The 13398-nt window shown below is 44.3% G+C and carries 12 protein-coding genes and 1 pseudogene; 4 read left to right on the top strand and 9 right to left on the bottom strand.

What is annotated here, in order from left to right; translation table 11 throughout:
* Positions 1–373 precede the first annotated feature (373 nt).
* Together tdh and kbl are read right to left on the bottom strand one after the other, a co-directional pair.
* Positions 374–1399 carry an L-threonine 3-dehydrogenase gene (gene tdh / locus ACLJNW_RS16680; protein WP_000645990.1) on the bottom strand — a complete coding sequence of 342 codons (1026 nt, stop codon included), beginning with the start codon at positions 1397–1399 and terminating at the stop codon, positions 374–376.
* Between the two features lie 9 nt (positions 1400–1408).
* Positions 1409–2605, bottom strand: coding sequence for a glycine C-acetyltransferase (kbl, locus tag ACLJNW_RS16675; protein ID WP_001213790.1), 1197 nt, complete (start codon positions 2603–2605; stop codon positions 1409–1411).
* A 202-nt stretch (positions 2606–2807) separates the two neighbouring features.
* On the opposite strand from kbl, the gene rfaD reads away from it, so the two are divergent.
* Genes rfaD through rfaL form a run of 4 tightly spaced genes read left to right on the top strand, consistent with a single transcriptional unit; the run spans position 2808 to position 6996 of the window.
* Positions 2808–3740, top strand: coding sequence for an ADP-glyceromanno-heptose 6-epimerase (rfaD, locus tag ACLJNW_RS16670; protein ID WP_000587771.1), 933 nt, complete (start codon positions 2808–2810; stop codon positions 3738–3740).
* Positions 3741–3742: 2 nt separating this feature from the next.
* Positions 3743–4789 (top strand): ADP-heptose--LPS heptosyltransferase RfaF, encoded by a 1047-nt coding sequence (gene rfaF / locus ACLJNW_RS16665; RefSeq protein ID WP_000699199.1) that lies wholly within the window; start codon positions 3743–3745, stop codon positions 4787–4789.
* Entirely contained in the window at positions 4789–5742 is a 954-nt protein-coding gene (rfaC, locus tag ACLJNW_RS16660) for a lipopolysaccharide heptosyltransferase RfaC (protein ID WP_001264618.1), read from the top strand. Before rfaF ends, rfaC begins: the two co-directional genes overlap by 1 nt.
* A gap of 39 nt (positions 5743–5781) precedes the next feature.
* Positions 5782–6996, top strand: coding sequence for an O-antigen ligase RfaL (rfaL, locus tag ACLJNW_RS16655; protein ID WP_000958443.1), 1215 nt, complete (start codon positions 5782–5784; stop codon positions 6994–6996).
* A 56-nt stretch (positions 6997–7052) separates the two neighbouring features.
* Here rfaL and ACLJNW_RS16650 read toward each other — a convergent pair whose 3' ends face one another.
* From ACLJNW_RS16650 to ACLJNW_RS16620, 7 genes and pseudogenes are all read right to left on the bottom strand, one after another.
* Positions 7053–8198 (bottom strand): lipopolysaccharide N-acetylglucosaminyltransferase, encoded by a 1146-nt coding sequence (locus tag ACLJNW_RS16650; RefSeq protein ID WP_000591821.1) that lies wholly within the window; start codon positions 8196–8198, stop codon positions 7053–7055.
* Between the two features lie 99 nt (positions 8199–8297).
* On the bottom strand, positions 8298–9107 hold the full coding sequence (waaZ, locus tag ACLJNW_RS16645; RefSeq protein ID WP_023193299.1) for a 3-deoxy-D-manno-oct-2-ulosonate III transferase WaaZ: 810 nt from the start codon (positions 9105–9107) through the stop codon (positions 8298–8300).
* Between the two features lie 149 nt (positions 9108–9256).
* Positions 9257–9955, bottom strand: a complete 699-nt coding sequence (gene rfaY, locus ACLJNW_RS16640) for a lipopolysaccharide core heptose(II) kinase RfaY (RefSeq protein WP_000582823.1) — start codon at positions 9953–9955, stop codon at positions 9257–9259.
* A gap of 22 nt (positions 9956–9977) precedes the next feature.
* A complete protein-coding gene (gene rfaJ / locus ACLJNW_RS16635; RefSeq protein ID WP_024154669.1) occupies positions 9978–10988 on the bottom strand; it encodes a lipopolysaccharide 1,2-glucosyltransferase RfaJ in 1011 nt (336 codons plus the stop codon).
* A 17-nt stretch (positions 10989–11005) separates the two neighbouring features.
* Positions 11006–12019 (bottom strand): lipopolysaccharide 3-alpha-galactosyltransferase, encoded by a 1014-nt coding sequence (gene waaO / locus ACLJNW_RS16630; protein ID WP_000088487.1) that lies wholly within the window; start codon positions 12017–12019, stop codon positions 11006–11008.
* A gap of 5 nt (positions 12020–12024) precedes the next feature.
* Positions 12025–13104, bottom strand: a complete 1080-nt coding sequence (gene waaB / locus ACLJNW_RS16625; RefSeq protein WP_000683989.1) for a lipopolysaccharide 1,6-galactosyltransferase — start codon at positions 13102–13104, stop codon at positions 12025–12027.
* A gap of 117 nt (positions 13105–13221) precedes the next feature.
* Positions 13222–13383 (bottom strand): annotated as a pseudogene (locus ACLJNW_RS16620) (glycosyltransferase family 8 protein); the annotation flags it as partial.
* Between the last annotated feature and the right edge of the window lie 15 nt (positions 13384–13398).

Genomic DNA, 13398 nt, shown 5'->3' with positions numbered 1-13398 from the left:
GTGACGTTAGCGAGTAAAATAAGAGTAAAGCGCAATTACGAATGCTTGATGTCTATGACAATTCTTTACGGCTTTCCAGATTTTCCCTAACAAAAAAGGTTGGCGAATGACACCAACCTTTTACGATGAAACGTATATCAGACCCGATAAAATTATCGGGTCTCTATACCCTTCATACTTCAAGTTGCTTATGTGTTGGCTACGGATTACTCGGCCCATCCATGGGCCTCGCCCTGACGGGCCGTCGCAAGCGACGTTCAAATCTGCTCCCGGCAGATTTGTCGTTCACCCCAGTCATATAGTTATCTATGCTCCTGGGGACTCACTCCCTTGCCGCCTTTAAGCAACTCGAATTATTTTGGGTATATACATATTAATCCCAGCTCAGAATAACTTTTCCTGACTGGCCTGAACGCATGGCATCAAAACCTTTCTGGAAATCATCAATAGAGAAACGATGGGTGATAATCGGTGACAGATCCAGACCGGACTGGATCAGCGCCGCCATTTTGTACCACGTTTCGAACATCTCACGACCATAAATACCTTTAATGAACAAGCCCTTAAAGATGACTTTTGTCCAGTCGATAGACATATCTGATGGCGGAATCCCCAGCATCGCAATACGACCGCCGTGATTCATGGTGTCCAGCATGGTACGAAACGCCGGCGGCGCGCCGGACATCTCCAGACCCACATCGAATCCTTCGGTCATTCCCAGCTCCGCCATGACGTCGTTCAGGCTCTCTTTCGCGACGTTGACCGCGCGGGTGACGCCCATTTTGCGCGCCAGCTCCAGACGGTATTCATTGACGTCAGTAATCACCACATGACGCGCGCCAACATGTTTCGCCACCGCGGCGGCCATTACGCCGATTGGCCCCGCCCCCGATACCAGTACATCTTCGCCGACAAGATCGAAAGACAGCGCCGTATGCACCGCATTACCAAACGGGTCGAAAATAGAGGCTAAATCATCAGAAATGTTATCCGGGATTTTAAACGCATTGAACGCCGGGATGACCAGATATTCCGCGAAGCAGCCGGGACGGTTGACGCCCACGCCGGTGGTGTTGCGACACAGGTGAGTACGACCACCACGGCAGTTGCGGCAATGACCGCAGGTGATATGACCTTCGCCGGAGACGCGATCGCCGATTTTAAAGCCTTTCACTTCCTGACCGATGCCGACCACTTCGCCGACATATTCATGCCCCACGACCATCGGAACCGGGATGGTTTTTTGCGACCAGTCATCCCAGTTATAGATGTGAACGTCAGTACCGCAGATGGCTGTTTTACGGATTTTAATCAGCAAATCGTTATGGCCGACTTCCGGTTCCGGAACGTCGGTCATCCAGATGCCCTCTTCCGCTTTCAGTTTGGATAACGCTTTCATCTTACATCCTCAGGCAATCACGCCCAGTTGTTTACCAATACGCGTGAACGCGTCTACCGCACGCGTAATTTGCTCAGGCGTATGCGCCGCAGACATCTGGGTACGAATACGCGCCTGACCTTTTGGTACGACCGGATAGAAGAAACCGGTAACGTAAATGCCCTCTTTTTGCAGTTCGCGGGCAAATTTCTGCGCGACAACCGCATCTCCCAGCATTACCGGGATGATGGCGTGATCCGCGCCTGCCAGCGTAAATCCCGCGGCAGACATCTGCTCACGGAACTGCCGGGCGTTCGCCCACAAGCGATCGCGCAGTTCTGCGCCCGCTTCCACCATCTCCAACACTTTAATAGAAGCCGCCACGATTGCCGGCGCCAGGGAGTTGGAGAACAGATATGGGCGGGAACGCTGACGCAACCACTCAACGACCTCTTTACGCGCCGCGGTATAACCGCCGGATGCGCCGCCTAACGCTTTGCCCAGCGTACCGGTAATAATATCTACGCGGCCCATTACGTCGCAGTATTCATGGGAACCGCGACCGTTTTCGCCGACAAAGCCTACCGCGTGAGAATCATCAACCATCACCAGCGCATCGTATTTATCGGCCAGATCACAGACGCCTTTCAGATTGGCGATGACGCCATCCATTGAGAACACCCCGTCGGTGGCGATCAGGACATGACGCGCGCCGGCCTCACGCGCCTCTTTCAGCCGCGCTTCCAGCTCTGCCATATCGTTGTTGGCATAGCGATAGCGCTTCGCTTTACACAAACGCACGCCGTCAATGATAGACGCGTGGTTCAGCGCGTCGGAGATAATGGCGTCTTCCGCGCCCAGCAACGTCTCAAACAAGCCGCCGTTAGCGTCGAAACAGGAGGAATACAGAATCGCATCTTCCATGCCGAGGAAGCTTGCCAGCTTTTGCTCCAGCGCTTTGTGACTGTCCTGGGTGCCGCAGATAAAACGCACGGACGCCATACCGAAACCGTGGCTGTCCATGCCCGCTTTTGCGGCATTAATCAGCTCAGGGTGATTCGCCAGCCCGAGATAGTTATTGGCGCAAAAGTTAATAACGTGGCTTCCATCCGCCACGGTGATATCCGCCTGCTGCGCAGACGTAATAATGCGCTCTTCTTTAAACAATCCTTCCGCTCGGGCGGTTTCCAGATCGTTGGTTAACTGTTTGTAAAAATCCCCACGCATTGCGATTCTCCAGACTGGGCAAATTTCAGCACATATTACCCAAAGCGATACGTTGATACGAGATGACGCGTCATCACTTCTTTAAAATGCAGCATAAATCACGCGTATCCTCACGGGTTATCAGTGAATGGATGAATAGTGTTATGATAAGAGCATTCATGTCTGAGACAGTCTCTGACACCATAATTCAAAGGTTACAGTTATGATCATCGTTACCGGCGGCGCGGGCTTTATCGGCAGCAATATCGTTAAAGCCCTGAATGATAAAGGTATCACCGATATTCTGGTGGTGGATAACCTGAAAGACGGCACCAAGTTTGTAAACCTGGTGGATCTGAACATTGCTGACTATATGGATAAGGAAGATTTCCTGATCCAGATTATGTCCGGAGAAGAGCTCGGCGATATCGAAGCTATTTTCCATGAAGGCGCCTGCTCTTCCACCACCGAGTGGGACGGCAAGTATATGATGGATAATAACTATCAATACTCCAAAGAGCTGCTGCACTATTGTCTTGAGCGCGAAATCCCGTTCCTCTATGCCTCTTCTGCCGCCACCTATGGCGGTCGCACGTCTGATTTCATCGAATCGCGCGAATACGAAAAACCGCTTAACGTTTACGGCTATTCTAAATTCCTGTTTGATGAATATGTGCGCCAGATCCTGCCAGAAGCGAACTCGCAGATTGTCGGTTTCCGCTATTTCAACGTCTATGGACCACGTGAAGGCCATAAAGGCAGCATGGCAAGCGTGGCATTTCATCTGAATACACAGTTAAACAACGGCGAAAGCCCGAAACTGTTTGAAGGCAGCGAAAACTTCAAGCGCGACTTCGTTTACGTGGGCGATGTGGCCGCCGTTAACCTGTGGTTCCTGGAAAGCGGCAAGTCCGGCATCTTTAACCTGGGCACAGGCCGCGCGGAATCTTTCCAGGCCGTCGCCGACGCGACGCTGGCATACCATAAAAAAGGCAGCATTGAATACATTCCGTTCCCGGATAAGCTGAAAGGCCGCTATCAGGCGTTTACGCAGGCGGATTTAACCAATCTACGCAACGCGGGCTACGACAAACCCTTTAAGACCGTCGCCGAAGGCGTCACGGAGTATATGGCCTGGCTGAACCGCGACGCGTAAGTATGAAAATTTTGGTCATTGGCCCGTCCTGGGTGGGCGACATGATGATGTCGCAAAGTCTCTATCGCACGCTTAAAGCGCGCTATCCCCAGGCGATAATCGACGTGATGGCGCCAGCCTGGTGCCGTCCGTTGTTATCGCGTATGCCGGAAGTTAACGAGGCGATACCCATGCCGCTGGGCCACGGCGCGCTGGAAATCGGCGAGCGCCGCAGATTGGGCCATAGCCTGCGAGAGAAGCGCTACGATCGCGCCTGGGTGTTGCCAAATTCGTTTAAATCGGCGCTGATTCCTTTCTTTGCCAATATCCCGCACCGTACCGGCTGGCGCGGCGAAATGCGCTATGGCCTGCTGAACGATGCGCGCGTCCTTGATAAGGACGCTTGGCCACTGATGGTGGAGCGCTACGTGGCGCTGGCTTATGACAAGGGCGTGATGCGCACGGCGAAAGATCTGCCGCAGCCGCTACTCTGGCCGCAGCTCCAGGTTAGCGAGGGTGAAAAGTCGCTGATGTGCAGCGACTTTTCACTATCTTCTGAACGTCCTCTGATCGGCTTTTGCCCCGGCGCGGAATTTGGCCCGGCAAAACGTTGGCCGCACTATCACTACGCCGAACTGGCAAAGCAGCTCATTAACGAAGGGTATCAGGTCGTACTGTTTGGCTCGGCAAAAGACCATGAAGCCGGAAATGAGATCCTGGCGGCGCTGAATAGCGAGCAGCAGGCATGGTGTCGCAACCTGGCGGGGGAAACCCAGCTGGAACAGGCCGTCATTCTGATAGCCGCCTGTAAAACCATCGTCACCAACGATTCCGGACTGATGCACGTCGCGGCGGCGCTCGACCGCCCGCTGGTCGCCTTGTATGGCCCAAGTAGCCCGGATTTCACGCCGCCGCTGTCTCATAAGGCCCGGGTGATTCGTCTCATTACGGGTTATCACAAAGTGCGTAAAGGTGATACGGCGCAAGGCTATCACCAGAGCCTGATCGATATCACGCCGCAGCGGGTTCTGGAAGAGCTTCATTCGCTGTTGTCGGAAGAGGGCGTTTAATGCGGGTTTTGATCGTTAAAACATCATCAATGGGCGACGTATTACATACCCTGCCTGCGCTTACCGACGCGCAACAGGCGATTCCGGGGATTCAATTTGATTGGGTTGTCGAAGAAGGGTTTGCGCAAATTCCGTCCTGGCACAGTGCTGTCGATCGCGTGATTCCCGTCGCTATTCGCCGTTGGCGCAAAGCCTGGTTTTCCGCGCCCATTAAAGCGGAACGCACAGCCTTTCATCGGGCGGTATGCGCATACCAATACGACGCTGTGATTGATGCGCAGGGGCTGGTAAAAAGCGCGGTGCTGGTGACGCGTCTGGCGCATGGGATAAAGCACGGTATGGACTGGAGTACCGCCCGCGAACCGCTGGCCAGCCTGTTTTATAACCGTAAACACCATATCGCAAAGCAACAACATGCGGTTGAACGGACGCGCGAGCTGTTCGCCAAAAGCCTAGGATACGATAAACCGCAATCGCAGGGCGATTATGCCATCGCAAAACATTTTCTGCATTGCCAGCAGGCGGTTAGCGATCCGTATGCGGTGTTTTTACATGCCACGACCCGCGATGATAAACACTGGCCGGAAGCAAACTGGCGCGAGCTTATCGGTATGGTGGGCAACACCGGATTACGGATAAAACTTCCCTGGGGCGCGCCTCATGAGGAGGCCCGGGCTAAACGACTGGCCGAAGGCTTTGACTATGTGGATGTGTTACCGCGCATGAGCCTGGAGGAGGTCGCCAGAGTGCTGGCTGGCGCAAAATTTGTCGTATCGGTTGATACCGGCCTGAGCCATCTCACCGCCGCGCTCGACAGACCGAATATTACGCTATATGGCCCAACGGACCCTGGGTTAATTGGAGGTTATGGGAAGAACCAAATGGCATGCTGCTCACCAGAACAGAACTTGGCGAATTTAGATGCCACAAGCGTATTTGGAAAGATTCATTAAAGAGACTCTGTCTCATCCCAAACCTATTGTGGAGAAAAGATGCTAACCACATCATTAACGTTAAATAAAGAGAAATGGAAGCCGATCTGGAATAAAGCGCTGGTTTTTCTTTTTGTTGCCACGTATTTTCTGGATGGTATTACGCGTTATAAACATTTGATAATCATACTTATGGTTATCACCGCGATTTACCATGTCTCACGCTCACCGAAAAGTTTTTCTCCTCTTTTCAAAAATAGCGTATTTTATAGCGTAGCAGTATTATCATTAATCCTTGTTTATTCCATACTCATATCGCCAGATATGAAAGAAAGTTTCAAGGAATTTGAAAATACGGTACTGGAGGGTTTCTTATTATATACTTTATTAATTCCCGTACTATTAAAAGATGAAACAAAAGAAACGGTTGCGAAAATAGTACTTTTCTCCTTTTTAACAAGTTTAGGACTTCGCTGCCTTGCAGAGAGTATTCTGTATATCGAGGACTATAATAAAGGGATTATGCCATTCATAAGCTATGCGCATCGACATATGTCCGATTCCATGGTTTTCTTATTTCCAGCATTATTGAATATTTGGCTGTTTAGAAAAAATGCAATTAAGTTGGTTTTTTTGGTGCTTAGCGCTATCTACCTTTTCTTTATCCTGGGAACCCTATCGCGAGGGGCATGGTTGGCGGTGCTTATAGTAGGTGTTCTGTGGGCAATACTGAACCGCCAATGGAAGTTAATAGGAGTTGGTGCCATTTTATTAGCCATTATCGGCGCTTTGGTTATCACTCAACATAATAACAAACCAGACCCAGAACATTTACTGTATAAATTACAGCAGACAGATAGCTCATATCGTTATACTAACGGAACCCAGGGCACCGCGTGGATACTGATTCAGGAAAACCCGATCAAGGGCTACGGCTATGGTAATGATGTGTATGATGGTGTTTATAATAAACGCGTTGTCGATTATCCAACGTGGACCTTTAAAGAATCTATCGGTCCGCATAATACCATTCTGTACATCTGGTTTAGTGCAGGCATATTGGGTCTGGCGAGCCTGGTCTATTTATATGGCGCTATCATCAGGGAAACAGCCAGCTCTACCTTCAGGAAAGTAGAGATAAGCCCCTACAATGCTCATCTCTTGCTATTTTTATCTTTCGTCGGTTTTTATATCGTTCGTGGCAATTTTGAACAGGTCGATATTGCTCAAATTGGTATCATTACTGGTTTTCTGCTGGCGCTAAGAAATAGATAAAAAAACGCGCTGATACTTATTACGGTATCAGCGCGTTTTTCATCATCAGAACTCAATCACTTATCAAACCAGCTTTTCATTTGTTCCTCGAAACGCTGCGCTACATTTTCCCAACTGTATTTTGAAAACACCAGGGATTTTGCTTTTTCGGCAATCTGGTGGCGTTCCTTATCAGCAAGCGCACGGTTAATATCATTAATTATACTGTCGCTCGACATAGGCTCTGCGAGGTGATAGCCCGTTATGCCATCTAACACAAATTCGCTAATCCCCCCTTTTTTGCTGGCAAGAACCGCTTTTCCTGCTGCCATCGCTTCTACAGCCACCATGCAAAATGCTTCTTCAACCTGAGATGGCACAATAACCAGATCGGCTATATGATAGAAGTTATGCATCTGGTCAGGAGATTGCCCCCCAGCCATAATACAATCAGTTCCAATCTCTTTTGCGGCGTCCAGTACTTTCTTTTGATACTCTGCTTTTTCACCCTTGCGGCTTGCATAAGGATCGCCAACAACGACAAGTTTAATATTACTTCTTAAGGTACGTAATTTTTTGAACGCCTGCAAAAGCAACAGGATGCCTTTATCAGGCGAAATTCTCCCGGCATATAAGAGAACGGTGGCATCTTCCGCAATATTTAATTGCTGACGGAGGTTATTTTGTGGGTTTCTTTTATAAGTCTCAGCACAAAAACCATTAGGCACAATACTAACAGCAGCGGCGGGCAATCTTTCTTCATAAAACGCTTTAAGAAACTGACTGGGCACGATAATTTTTGCATCCTTATCAGGAAGTTCTGGTTCAAATGCGTTATGCATGTGCATAACAAGTTTTGCATTCGGATTGCGCTCTCTGATCTGCCGATACAGTTTCATACTATTATGAATAACAATGACGCTATCTTCCTGGGTAGTCACTTTATCTCTAATATTAAGGACGCGCTGGGAATAGGGTAGTGGGTCGAGACGAGTCCATTTCTGAAAAAGACGCTTATAAACTTTACTAAACCCGATGTAATGAATATCACAGTTATCGTTTATTTTATTATATTCAGGATAGCCAGCATTCTTTATACAAGCAATAGCATTCGGTATTGATAGTCGTTTTGCAACCTGGTAAATCCAGGTTTCTACCGCAGCCGCGCCACGTGGAGGAATTGAAAATATAGGAGTAACAGTAAATATGATTTTTTTAATCATAATAGCTATAATCCAGAATAGTTAACTTTATAGAAAAAGAAATGTTATAGAAAAAGAAATGCGTGCCGAAGCAACTCAAAACAATGATGTATCTAGTGTCTAGACAATTTTATCGTAATATATTTCATCCTCAAGTTCCGAGGCTGTAATATATGGAATAATATCGTAATGAATTGCAGTATCATCTGATAAATTAAAGATATTTAAATCACTCACATTTTTTCTCATAAAAGTAAAAAATGGCAGTATTTTAAACAGGTCTTTACTAAGCTCAGATGGCATAGGGCTGGTAGATTCGTCATAGAAACGTGGGCAACTCCCTGTTAAGTCAAGCCCAGAACATATAATACGGCCATACTTGAGGGAATAAGCAACCTGAATAGCGGTATAAGCAATAGTATGGCAAGAGCAATACCCGATGCTGATATCCTTGCAAAATCCAGCCAGTCGTCCTCTTTTCGAAAGAGGAACTGAAATAAGTAATGCTTTATGAACCCGCTTGAGGATATTAAATTTAATTTTCTTTAAAAAGCCCCCTTTTTCTCGGCGATAAAAGGAGCGAATAATTAAACACTTTTCTTCAATATATTTTTGATCATCCACTGAAGCCTGTTCATACACATCAAGATTGACGATAGTGAACTGACTGTTACGGCTAAAGTTATAAAAATCTTCGCGCCGGCGATGGAGGAAGCGAACATCCGTCAGAAGGTACAAAAATGGCTTGACGTTATTGTTTAGCAAATATTGAACAGAACCATTGACTGCAATGACATCTTTCATTCGTAACAAGGACAGCGGCGTCTTTCTGGACGTAGGACCAGAAAGAAAAATAATACAATCTTCAGCCGTTCTTTTCGCAATAAGTTGCAGAACATCGGCGTGAGTTATGAAGTTAACGCTGCCCATAAAAAACTCGTATGTTTATCATGCAACCTATAAATAAATGTTATATTCAATAACTAATATTACATCTCAAATTCTCTCAAGTATGTCATAACGCTGCAGCAAATAAAAGTCAGTCAGTCCCTTAAATTAAACCAAACGTGCTACATTGATCAGCGCTTTTCCTTACCCTTAATACGACGCAAGAAATTTCGAAGTTTTTTCTTATAAATCAATAAGTAAAATCCGATATCTCTCACATTATTTTTGATACCATAATGTCTTTCTAAATCAATACGATCCTTTGCTTTTCGTTGTCTGGAAGGTCTTTTTCCGGACAAATCGATAATTCTGATCTCATTGCCTTGTAGGATAAAGTTACCTTTATGGGGATCGCCCGAAACCATACCATGCTGATGCAGAGAATATATCGACTGTTTGATTTTCCCTCTCACTTCGTCAGAAATTTCTGGCATATCAACAAGTTCAATACCTTCAATATACTCAATTATCATCACGTATGTTTTTACATAGCGTAATGTTTTAATTTCCGCCAGCAGGTAAAAATCATTAAGCGCCGCAAACCCTTCACGCCGCACGCGATCTGTCTGATGAAAAAGCTTTTCGTAGTAATCTCCTTTTACTAACGATTTGAAAAATCGTTCAGTATTTTTTACTTTTGGACTAAATACTTTGAGAATATATTTTCCGTAGTTTGTATTAATCAATACAACTTTTGTATCTTCTATATTACGGAAGACTTTAATAACCTGATGATTATAAGATAGAAAATCTTTGAATATCTCAATGTATTTTTCACCGTCTTTTTTGACAAAGACGGTATAGTTTTTAACCTTTTTTTCAATAATCATAATGGAGATTTAGGGAAGGGAATTATTTTTGGAAAAGTTTACGATAAAGATATGCGCTTCCAGCCAGAAGGCCTTTAAAATAATGCCCCTGCACGAGAAGATGTTTATATCGCTTCTTAAATTCGACTATGGTACGCGCATCTTTTGCGGGAAAATCCTTCCAGGGCGAGTTCAGTCGTGCATTTTTATAATAGATAACTGAAGGATAATTTGCCCAGGCATGCCATGGTTTTGTAGCGCCCGTATAATGAATTAAAATAGTATTATCATTAATTATATTGCTATATTTTTTATGTGACTTATCTTTCAACTCACTTTTGATAGTATAAATGGTATTATACGGTCGCGGCAGAAAAATGACTTTGTCCTGTAGGAGAATATTCAAAACATCCTGATCGGGATATTTAAAAGAGTCAGCTTCTTTACCTGCCAGAAGTAAAAATGCCTTTTCAGTTAAGGCATTCTCTTTCCATAATTTCAGGTTAACAAAAACCACGCCGGAGTTAAAATAACCACCTTGTAAATTAAAAGCGCTTAATCTCTCATTTACCTTATTCTGGATGGAATCAACATCTTTTACGACCGCAGCGATCTTCTCTGTCAGATCAAGCTGTAAAAGATCTTGCAAAGATCCTTTGCATACAACATCGGCATCCAAATAAAGTAAGGTGTTTACCTTCTTGCTGAGATAATCGAAAGCAAATAAACGAAAATACATTGCTCTCGACCATACTTTAGTTTGAGGCAATACCTCAAGGCTTTCTACTTTAATAAGATAAAGAGAAATTTTTATGTGATGCTGTACGGCTAAACGCTCTATATACTTTACAAAACACGGGGAGTATGAATCACAAATAATGTGAAAAGCGAGCGGGATATTATTGTTTAATACAACTGAAGCGATTGATACCCCCACACCATCAAGATAGTTTTCATCAACGCCATAAGAAATGTTTAATACGTTATTATCATTATTATTACTTTCATCAAAAACTTTATATTCAGCTATTTCTATCTCAGGAAATGAATCCATTACATCACCTATGGGTTTTATTCAAGAAGTTTACGTTTAAAGTAGGCTATATAGTAATTTATACCCGAAGTATAATGCTTCTGATTAAACATATGCTTTGCCGCATAACGTAATTGATGGCTAGTGACTGGATTTAAAAGTGCACAATGAGACCATGGTGAGTTGCTCTTAGCCTGTAAAAAATATTGTGACACGGGGTAAGCCCCCCAACTATGCCAGGGCTTCGTTGGTCCGATATAATGAACAAATACAGTCTCAGCATCGACTGGATTAATAACTGAATCTTTTAATTCATAGTTAAGACTAAATTGTGTATTAAATTTTTTATCAACAAAACGCGCTTTATTCACTAACAATATATTTAATACATCCTGATCAAGGTGCGTTATGCGCTGTACTACCTCTGGATCTTTTAGCATTTCAATCGCTTTCTTAGAGATATTTTCTGCGGTCCAAAGAGGTATGTTAATTAAAATAAAACCGGCATTAAAATAGCCAGAAACCAGCCCAGGCGTTGCCAGGCTAACCGAGCGCTTAGTCCACCATTCCAACTCGCCTTCAGCAACGACAGCCGCAATCTCATTTTCAGCAAAATTAAGATCAATAAGTTCCTGAATACTCCCCTTACATGCAATATCTGCATCCAGATAAAGTACTCTATCTGTTTTATCTGAAAAATAATCGGCGATAATGAATCTAAAGTATGTTGCATAGGTCCAGTTTTTGGTACTGGGTAGCGATTTTAAGCGCTCACAGTCGATTAGGTAAACAACAATCTGCGTAGCGTACTGTTTTGCTAATGCCTCAAATCGCTGCTGATCTTCAGAGCCAAAGAAATCGGTAAAAACATGGAAAGCTAACGCCTTCTCTGGGTTAGCGAGGAGAACCGATGCAATAGAGACACCACAGCCAAAAAGAAAGTTTTTATCAATCCCATAAGCTATATTAAATTTATCAGCATCACTATGTTGTGCATAGTTATAATCTAAAGTCTGTTGAATGACTTCTTCTTCAAAATATTTTCTGCTCATAGTGATCACTTTTGTAATTTCGAGAATATTGCATTATTAAAATTTTTAAAATATAGCACATCGTAAAATCTCTCAATCGTGCCGGGAATAATATCATGCTGATATTTTACTTCACCAGAAATAACGCGATTAAGGTGTCCTACAAAATCATCTATAGCACCCGGAGTGTAAAGCTCACCATTCAAACCGGGTTTAATCATATCGCGCGGACCAGACATACAATCAGAACTAATACACGGAATTCCATATGACATTGCTTCCAGCAGGGTCATAGGAAATCCCTCAAATGCAGAGGTAAGTAGTAACGCGGTGACATTTTTTATTTTTTGCTGTACGACTTGCCACGGCGCGCTTTGCCAACCATACCAGATCACACGCTGCTCAATACCAAGCTCCCGACTATAGGCCTGGCACTTTTCAAAATCTGAGCCATCACCAATAATATGTAGCTGCCATTCCCCTGTCGTACGAGCTAAGCCATCAAATAAATCTTTAACTCTTTTCTGCCCTTCAAATTTAAGACGCCCTACATAGAGAAATACAGCGGGTTTATCGCGCTCAGGCGGCGGCACAATGACTGTTTTAATAGAGACAGGATTATAAACGACGCTAATATCTTGCGCTGAGATACCCCGTGCCATGATCTGTTCTTTAATACCACTACTGATGGCCAGATGATAATCCGCGTACGTTATACATTCTGCATGTTTTTTATGGTCGAGCGAAAAATGCGGCCACGAGAAAATAGTAAACTGTTTACCACTTTTCTTTCGTGTTTTATTGGCATAAAGACATGAGATGACATCGATACATATCACAATATCCGGTGACGTTTCTTTCAGCCACTGACTAAAATTATAAACATGTTTAGCTCGACGAAGAAAACTTAATTTTATATTTGAGAATGATTGCGCATATTTAATCTCTTTTAGCCATGCTTTATCCATTTTGTCATTACGACAAAAGAAAAACATTTCACAGTTGATCTTCGGAGAGCTATTTTCAAACGTATGGATAACGTTGCTAATAACGGTTTCCATCCCTCCAAAACCGGATACCGCTTCGCCAATAAAAGCTATTTTCATATATACTCCAGAGTTAAAACTTTAATCTAAAGACTTTAGATATTAAATAGCAAAAATAGTAATATAACCCTATAGAGTAATTTTTACCTGACATCTCTCTTTTGTCTTTAAGGCGTATTCAATATCTTTATTATTTTCGATAATGGAATATATTGCCACACCTGCTGGCATTATAAAACCATGATCAAAGCAAAGAGCAATGTCCAGTCTTCTTCCAAAAAAATCATCATGTTGAATTACGTTTTTTTGGTTTGAAATATAACTTTTAATGACAGACATTCTGTCTATCCTTGT

Origin of the sequence: Salmonella sp. SAL4457 (genome assembly GCF_046548235.1) — a bacterium.
Taxonomy (GTDB): domain Bacteria; phylum Pseudomonadota; class Gammaproteobacteria; order Enterobacterales; family Enterobacteriaceae; genus Salmonella; species Salmonella enterica.
Note: the sequence above shows the minus strand (reverse complement) of the source record. Positions and strands in the feature narration are given on the sequence as shown.

Excerpts from the sequence above, each read along its gene's own strand:
- rfaF (WP_000699199.1), top strand. The coding sequence starts at position 3,743 with ATGAAAATTTTGGTCATTGGCCCGTCCTGGGTGGGCGACATGATGATG.
- rfaY (WP_000582823.1), bottom strand. The coding sequence starts at position 9,955 with ATGATTATTGAAAAAAAGGTTAAAAACTATACCGTCTTTGTCAAAAAA.
- waaZ (WP_023193299.1), bottom strand. The coding sequence starts at position 9,107 with ATGGGCAGCGTTAACTTCATAACTCACGCCGATGTTCTGCAACTTATT.
- waaO (WP_000088487.1), bottom strand. The coding sequence starts at position 12,019 with ATGAGCAGAAAATATTTTGAAGAAGAAGTCATTCAACAGACTTTAGAT.
- tdh (WP_000645990.1), bottom strand. The coding sequence starts at position 1,399 with ATGAAAGCGTTATCCAAACTGAAAGCGGAAGAGGGCATCTGGATGACC.
- kbl (WP_001213790.1), bottom strand. The coding sequence starts at position 2,605 with ATGCGTGGGGATTTTTACAAACAGTTAACCAACGATCTGGAAACCGCC.
- rfaL (WP_000958443.1), top strand. The coding sequence starts at position 5,782 with ATGCTAACCACATCATTAACGTTAAATAAAGAGAAATGGAAGCCGATC.
- rfaC (WP_001264618.1), top strand. The coding sequence starts at position 4,789 with ATGCGGGTTTTGATCGTTAAAACATCATCAATGGGCGACGTATTACAT.
- rfaJ (WP_024154669.1), bottom strand. The coding sequence starts at position 10,988 with ATGGATTCATTTCCTGAGATAGAAATAGCTGAATATAAAGTTTTTGAT.
- rfaD (WP_000587771.1), top strand. The coding sequence starts at position 2,808 with ATGATCATCGTTACCGGCGGCGCGGGCTTTATCGGCAGCAATATCGTT.
- ACLJNW_RS16650 (WP_000591821.1), bottom strand. The coding sequence starts at position 8,198 with ATGATTAAAAAAATCATATTTACTGTTACTCCTATATTTTCAATTCCT.
- waaB (WP_000683989.1), bottom strand. The coding sequence starts at position 13,104 with ATGAAAATAGCTTTTATTGGCGAAGCGGTATCCGGTTTTGGAGGGATG.